The following is a 7,492-nucleotide window of genomic DNA, read 5'->3' as shown; positions in this document are numbered from 1 at the left end:
TACCATATACAGACATGCATTCATCTTGCACGCAAATTCCGAAGGAGTGCTCGTATTCTATTAATAAGGTATTTAAAATAACCTTAAGAATATGTTTTGTTTTATATTAGATGGATAATTTATCTCTAATTAATTTTTTAATAAAAACAGCTCAAGATTACCCCCTTAAAAATTCAGAGACGATGAAAAATCATCCTTATTTTCATCCATCCTTGAGGTAAAAATTAATTTTTTAAAGGTTTATCCAATCCCATCAGGAAGAAAAGACATCCTCATTATCCGTAAAATCTTCCTAAAAATATGGCATTCACCTTATTCACATATGCAAATTTTCAATACCGATCTTCCCTTCCATACGAGGATATAGAGAGCAATAAATTTTTCACCTAAAACTTCTCTATCTATCACCAATATATCAGGCACCAAGATTTACATAATCATATTCTACGATTGCCAAAGTTTACGATTTTGCAAAAAATTCACTCTAAGTTCCCATCGTAAGATCATAGTGATTTTCTTTGAGACCTTTTGCAAAAAAGCGTGAGCCTACATCTTATTTTTGAAGGAAAATTATCCAAACGATCCTCGTCTATTAGCTCAAATCCAACATCTTCGTCGAATGTCGATCACTAAGCTTATTAAAAAATCCGAAAAAAGAGAATTTGATGAGATCTCGAAAAAATCTTGGAATCATAATTCAATCGATATCACTCTGGTTAAAAAATCCAGAAACATCTTATCAATATGGACTATAATCATGCTAATGTAGATGGTTTAGTTGACAAAAAGACGCGTAAGATAATGCGTTATTTAAGTTGCGTTATCTCTTCCCTTAAACCAGCAATCCAAGTCAAAGCGTTCTAAGAAATCTTGCAAAAATAGGAGAATTAATTTTTATGGTTCGCGTTAAGGAATATTGAGAGGATCCTAAGCATTTCATATTGGATATATAAAAGGATTAAGAAAGGGATATTGTCTCTTGATACAATTTGTTCTTTTTAGTCTTGTATTATAAGCAAGTTTTTCAGCTCTCATTTGATGCTTTGGAAGAGAGATATCTCAAAACGGCGGCTATAGATACTCGCTGGAAGATAAGAATTTGTATTTTAATGACTTTATGATTCCCTGATTCTGCCCATTAGTGATTCGATTGTTCCTTTTTAAAGATGCTTGGTTTATGTGCTATCATGTTTTGATATCTCACCTAGGAAAAGGGAAGCTACAACGCTCTTTCAAAAGAAGAAAATAAATTGGAGTTATAAATCTCTTCTGACATTTCGACCATCTTCATTCTCGTTTTATTGAGAAACGTTCATTTTTCAAATAAAGTGACTTCCAAAGAAAAAATTTTGACGTAAATGATGCTAGAATAGCAATAAATTTTTTGATCTTTATTCATTAACAAGCAGACTGTTTGGTCTCATAGGCAATGTGGTTTTGATATTTGCCGATAGTTTTATAATAAGCTCTTTAAAACAAAAATACTTTATTTATTCGTTATTCAATGATGGCCATGGTCTTTTCCAACTTTTTACTTATGGGAATATATAGGCAGATGAATGTTTCTGTTCTTATAGATCCGCAATAATTTCCGCCGAAAAAAAGTGGATCTAAAAAGAATCGAAAGATGTTCGTATCTGGAAAGTTTCAAGATGGCACTGAATTCTAAATGCCTTGGCCATCTGGTCTTGCTAGCATTTTGATATAAAACAACCATTAATCTCATTGAAGAGCATTAGAAAGCAAAGTTTCGTGAATAAAAACAAAAACGAACAGTGATTTTATAAGCCTCGCAACTTCAGCGGCGAGAATGAGGACGGATAAAGAACTCTTAGATGCGGGAGTTGACCAAGATATTGCCATGAAGGGCAGCACTATTTTTATGCCTTTATCCCTCGTTGATGACACGAAACAACTTATAAAAATAAAAATTTTAGAATTTTAGTCATTTCTTTCAAATTTTCCTATCCTTGTCTCCTACCCTTATATGTGAAGATCTATTTCAATTTAATGCTATATCAAGTATATTAATCGTTGATAGATAAATGGTTCCCTAGTATGATCTTACTTGGTTCTCAAGTGATAATACGGGTCACTAAAATTTAATCTTATATGCAGAGCAGTCTTGAAAAGGCTTTCTGTTAAATCGATTGTTAGGATTGCTTTCAATTGGATTCGACTCCTGATTTTTCAACCATCAACATCAATATAAAATATTGGAGATCTTCATGAACGATGAAAAGAATGTAAAAGAAAAAGAAACGTGTCCTTCTGATTCAGATTCTACCATTTTGGCGGAAGAATCGACTATTACCCCCCTCCAAGAAGCGCAAGCTAAAACAGAAGAGCTGCATGATAAGTACCTGCGTCTTGCTGCAGAGATGGAGAATCTTCGTCGTCGTACTGATCGAGAAATACAAGATATTCGCTCTTATTCAATTACAGCATTTGCTCGTGATATGCTCGCTGTCTCTGATAATCTTTCTCGTGCACTTGAATCTATTCCTGTAGATGTAGAACAAATTGGCAATGTTGGTCTCAAATCGCTAATCGAAGGTGTGGAAATGACAAAACGCGCCATGATGTCCACGCTGGAACGGCATGGTGTTAAAAAACTTGAAGCCAATGATCAAAAATTTGATCCAAATTTTCATCAAGCCATGTTCGAAGAACAAAACGAAAAAATCCCTACTAATACCGTCATAAAAGTAGTACAGGAAGGTTACGTTATAGGCGATCGCGTGCTACGTCCAGCTCTAGTCGGAATTTCTAAGAGCGTATCAAAACCCTGTTCGGAACAGAATCCATCAAAATCTCCCGAACCTAAAGAAGATTCTCCTGCTGTCGAAAAAGAAACAGACTAGCGAAATCTAGAAGATACCTTTTTGCTTTCTTCAAAAAGTTTCTTTTTCCCCGCGAAGACGTCTTCTATAGCTTTCCTCCCGAATAAGAAAAACGGATCATACGAAGAGAGAAAGCTAATAGATCCTACCCTTCCTAATCCTAGAATAACTTGGATGATAATACGGAACAGAGTATTGGCGAGGAGGTCTACAAGCGTAATCAACCTCCTCCTCAGCCGTCGCAAGCAAAACCAAACCAAAAAACTTAGCTAGAGAAATAGAACTTCATAAAGAAGAATTCGTTGTAGAAGAATAATTTCACCTTAGAGGCTCCCCCTGTGGTTGCATGCTGGTAGCCATATAGTAGCCGGTGGACATATAATATATAGCCTCTGCAATATTGGTGACGTGATCTCCAATTCTCTCTATGTTCTTGGAACAAAAAAGCAGATGAGTGCACAGCGTAATATTACGCGGATCCTCCATCATATATGTCAACAATTCTCGAAACAAAGAGGTATGCATAGCATCTAGCTCGTCATCACGACTGCAAATTAATTTTGCCTTTTCGGCAGATCTGCTAACATATACATCCAGTACCTCCGCAAGTTGCTCTAATGACAATGCCGCCAAAGGCTCAATAGTCCAGGCTAATTTTCTGGGAACCCCAATCACATGTACCGCGAGGACACGTTTTGAAGTGTTCTTGGCTAGGTCTCCAACACGCTCTAGGTCAGAAGCTATTCTAATTGAACCTACTATTTCACGTAGATCGGCAGCCATTGGCTGACGCTTGGCTATTGTGGTAATAGCCTTATCACAAATATCTCTTTCCAATTGATCCAAAATAATGTCATTATCAATAACCTTCTGAGCAAGAACGACATCTCCTTCAATAAAAGCCTGCACAGAAGAATCAACCATTTTTCTGGAAAGATTCCCCATTTCAACAATATTCTGAAAAAGAAATGCTAACTCTTCGTCATATGCAGAAAGTATATGAGATGACATAATTTATAATTCCAATCAAAAAATAAAGCTGATAACTCGTAGTTATTTCAACCAAAACGCCCCATAATATAATCCTGAGTTCGTTGATCAGTCGGAGCTGTAAACATCTTATCAGTATTGTCTTCTTCTACCAAATGACCTAGATGAAACATGGCTGCACGTTGCGATACACGAGCGGCTTGTTGCATAGAATGTGTTACTATTACGATAGTAAAACTTTCACGCAACTCATGAATTAACTCTTCTACGGAAGCCGTAGCAACAGGATCAAGAGCCGAACAAGGCTCATCCATGAGAATGACTTCTGGATTTACTGCTAAAGCACGAGCAATACAAACACGTTGCTGTTGCCCACCAGATAGAAGCAAAGCATTTTGATTCATTCTATCCTTAACTTCATTGAATAATCCTGCTTTTTTAAGGCTAACCTCTACAATCTGATCTATCTCTGATTTATTTTTGCCCAAACCATGTATGCGAGCCCCGTATGCAATATTTTCATATACCGATTTTGGAAATGGATTAGGTCTCTGAAACACCATACCAACACGAGCACGCAATCTCACAACATCAACGGATGGATCATAAATACTTTTTCCATCCAAAAGAATTTTCCCACTGAAATGACAATCTTCAATTGTTTCATTCATCCGGTTTAGGCATCGCAAAAAGGTTGACTTTCCACAACCCGAAGGGCCTATTAACGCCATAACTGAATTCTTAGGTATCTTCAAGCCTATGCCAAATAAAGCACATTTTTCGCCGTAAGATACGGACACCTTTTCACTGACCATTTTATGGTTAGGAATTTCCACAACATCAGGATGTTTATCTGTAACAACTTGCTGATTCATTGCAATACACCAAAGATCTTCATTACCAGCGTTTCCTAAATCGATCACGTACCCATAACATGGTTACATTGAGAATTGCCAAAAAAACCAATAGGAGAAATATAGCACCAAATGCTTTCTCAATAAAGGGGCGCTCCATATCATTTGTCCATAAATAGATCTGGATTGGCAATGCCGTCGCAGTATCTACTATTCCCTCTGGATAGTCTGTCACAAAAGCAACCATCCCTATAAACAACAAAGGAGCTGTCTCACCTAAGGCACGCGCCAAGCTAACAATGGATCCCGTCAAAATCCCAGGTATAGCCAGTGGCAAAACATGGTGAAATACAGTTTGAACTTTTGATGCTCCTAATCCTAAAGCTGCAGAACGAATAGAAGATGGAACCGTCTTTAAAGCCATACCCGTGGCGATAATAATACTAGGTAACGTGATCAAAGCCAAAACCAATCCACCAACAAGCGGCGTTGAACGCGGCATCTTAAAAAAATTAATGAGCACGGCGGAACCGAAAATACCGTATACGATAGAAGGAACGGATGCCAAATTATTTATATTGGCTCGAATAAAACTGGAAAAGAAATTCTTTGATGCGAATTCTTCCAAATATAAGGCAGAAGCAATACCTAGAGGGAGAGAAAATCCCATAACTATCGATAGCATATATAAAGAACCAATAACTGCTACACCAATGCCTGCTGCTTCTGGGCGACTAGACGAACCATTCGCAAAAAAACCATAATTAAAACTAACAGATAAAGATCCATCCATAATAAGAGTTCGAATCCACTCGGACTGAAGATCGGAAAGTTTACTAACATTTTTATTACCCTTAAACGCAGAATCTACATCAGCACTAACCAATACTGACATCTCAACTTTCTTCCCCATCAAGGAAGGATCTTCTATTAACATTTTACGAAGCCGCACACGCACCTTACTTGAAAGCATATCATAAACTTGCATCAATTGATCATCTTCTCCATCGGAAACGCCCAATTTTTGAGCTAAAGAATTCCGAGCTAAAATCTGATAATTTGCTTTCTGCAAAACGGAAGGATCCGTAAAACGCTCACCCTTTGGATCAATAATACTCTCTGAAAATTCCACTGGCAAAGAAACATGCGTCTGCCAAAAAGCACCGAAACCCTTAGAAACAATCGAGAAAAGCAAAACAACCAAAAAAAACAAAACTATAAAAACAGAAGCTACGCAGCAAAAACGAAAAAACCATTCGGAAATATACCGGCGATTCAGCCTAGATTCATCTAAAGGAAATAATCTCATTCGTATCTTCTCTGATTTTTTTGCATGATATACATGGCACATACGTTAAGAAAAAAGGTAATAAGAAATAGAGTTAATCCAAGCGCAAAAGCCACAAGGTTTTGAGGTGACGTAAATTCAAGATCCCCAGTCAGCTGATTCATTATTTTAACAGTTATGGTTGTCATTGACTCGAAAGGACTGAATTGGAGACGAGCCGTAACACCTGCCACCAATACTACAATCATTGTTTCTCCAATAGTACGTGAAGCCGCCATCAAAATAGCGCCAGCAATACCAGGAAATGCTGCTGGCAAAATTACGTGTTTCATAGTTTCTGAACGCGTTGCCCCTAATCCAAGAGAACCATCTCGCAAAGATCTAGGAACGGCGGAAATAACATCTTCCGAAAGAGATGAAATATACGGGATCAGCATAAGACCCATCACCAAACCGGCTGTAAGAACACTTTGCGATTCAATAAAGTTTTTATAATGACCTGTAACTAATCCATTCATACATACCGAAATATCTCGCAGCAATGGACCAATCACAGACACAGCAAAGAAACCGTAAATAATCGTTGGAATCCCCACTAACATCTCAGTAATAGGCTTAATTATAGAACGCAATCTCTTGGATGCATACTCTGCCATATAAATAGCAACCAACAAACCAATCGGGACTGCAAATAACATCGCGACAAATCCAATGTAAAACGTTCCTACAAGCAAAGGAATCAAACCAAACTGACCCGTAGCGTTTGGAGAATCAATTGATGCAAAACGTGGATCCCACACAGTGCCAAAGAAAAAATCTTTCGCTGAAATAATATGAAAAAATTTCAGCGAATTAGAGAACATTGATACCATTATACCAAGAGATATAAAGACAGACAAAACAGCACATATCGACAGCAAAAAAACCAAAAATTTTTCAACACTGCCCTGAGCGCATAATTCCGAATTAATGCGGCAGCTAGAATAGACACATCCCAAAAAAGATAGAATAAACATACAGAAAATCATTGCCATTTGGCTTTTAAATGATAGGTCTTCAGTATAAAACGCAGCATCAACCATCCAAGTTTCTGGAACATTTGCCAAAATAACTTTATGCGATCTTGACAATACATTCGATATATCACCTGTACTACTCTTTATCTCCTCTCTGGCGGAAGCATCAAGAAAAGGCAACGATTGCGCAATATTTTTCACAATACCATAAGAGAATTCCTGTCCATCTTTTTCCAAATTCAACAGATAGGAAGAGTATTTCGCATGCACCTGGATATCGATAAAACTGGGAGAGAACAAAGACCAAACAAAGAAAAGTAATATAGATGGGAAAACAGTATAAAGAACAACATAAGCCCCATAATACCTCTCTCGGGAATGGAGTCGATACGTGCCCATACAAGATACAGATCTTGCACGCATATATCCTATAAAATAAGCTATAAAACCTATAGCTATCACACCTAACCCAACAAGAAACAAGAGAAATCATCCTTTTTA

6 protein-coding genes are annotated in these 7,492 nt (G+C 37.3%); 2 read left to right on the top strand and 4 right to left on the bottom strand.

Features of this window, described 5'->3' with window-relative positions; genetic code table 11:
• Nucleotides 1-1,810 precede the first annotated feature (1,810 nt).
• Nucleotides 1,811-1,945, top strand: coding sequence for a hypothetical protein (locus H0G72_RS06215; protein ID WP_259345100.1), 135 nt, complete (start codon nucleotides 1,811-1,813; stop codon nucleotides 1,943-1,945).
• A gap of 283 nt (nucleotides 1,946-2,228) precedes the next feature.
• Nucleotides 2,229-2,864, top strand: coding sequence for a nucleotide exchange factor GrpE (gene grpE, locus H0G72_RS02275; RefSeq protein WP_182017170.1), 636 nt, complete (start codon nucleotides 2,229-2,231; stop codon nucleotides 2,862-2,864).
• A 297-nt stretch (nucleotides 2,865-3,161) separates the two neighbouring features.
• On the opposite strand, the gene phoU is transcribed toward grpE, so the two are convergent.
• The 4 genes from phoU to pstC all read right to left on the bottom strand — a co-directional run bounded on the left by phoU (nucleotide 3,162) and on the right by pstC (nucleotide 7,474).
• Nucleotides 3,162-3,857: a phosphate signaling complex protein PhoU gene (phoU, locus tag H0G72_RS02270; protein WP_182017176.1), complete on the bottom strand. Its 696-nt coding sequence runs from the start codon at nucleotides 3,855-3,857 to the stop codon at nucleotides 3,162-3,164.
• Nucleotides 3,858-3,901: 44 nt separating this feature from the next.
• Nucleotides 3,902-4,648, bottom strand: a complete 747-nt coding sequence (gene pstB / locus H0G72_RS02265; RefSeq protein WP_409049313.1) for a phosphate ABC transporter ATP-binding protein PstB — start codon at nucleotides 4,646-4,648, stop codon at nucleotides 3,902-3,904.
• A gap of 82 nt (nucleotides 4,649-4,730) precedes the next feature.
• Nucleotides 4,731-5,996 carry a phosphate ABC transporter permease PstA gene (pstA, locus tag H0G72_RS02260; protein WP_182017169.1) on the bottom strand — a complete coding sequence of 422 codons (1,266 nt, stop codon included), beginning with the start codon at nucleotides 5,994-5,996 and terminating at the stop codon, nucleotides 4,731-4,733.
• On the bottom strand, nucleotides 5,993-7,474 hold the full coding sequence (pstC, locus tag H0G72_RS02255; protein WP_259345099.1) for a phosphate ABC transporter permease subunit PstC: 1,482 nt from the start codon (nucleotides 7,472-7,474) through the stop codon (nucleotides 5,993-5,995). Before pstC ends, pstA begins: the two co-directional genes overlap by 4 nt.
• Nucleotides 7,475-7,492: the final 18 nt, after the last annotated feature.

This window comes from Candidatus Liberibacter sp. (assembly GCF_014048425.1).
Taxonomy (GTDB): Bacteria; Pseudomonadota; Alphaproteobacteria; order Rhizobiales; family Rhizobiaceae; genus Liberibacter.
The sequence above is the reverse complement of the archived record's forward strand: the minus strand, read 5'-3'. Positions and strand labels throughout refer to the sequence as shown.

Excerpts from the sequence above, each read along its gene's own strand:
- pstA (WP_182017169.1), bottom strand. The coding sequence starts at position 5,996 with ATGAGATTATTTCCTTTAGATGAATCTAGGCTGAATCGCCGGTATATT.
- pstB (WP_409049313.1), bottom strand. The coding sequence starts at position 4,648 with ATGGTCAGTGAAAAGGTGTCCGTATCTTACGGCGAAAAATGTGCTTTA.
- H0G72_RS06215 (WP_259345100.1), top strand. The coding sequence starts at position 1,811 with ATGAGGACGGATAAAGAACTCTTAGATGCGGGAGTTGACCAAGATATT.
- grpE (WP_182017170.1), top strand. The coding sequence starts at position 2,229 with ATGAACGATGAAAAGAATGTAAAAGAAAAAGAAACGTGTCCTTCTGAT.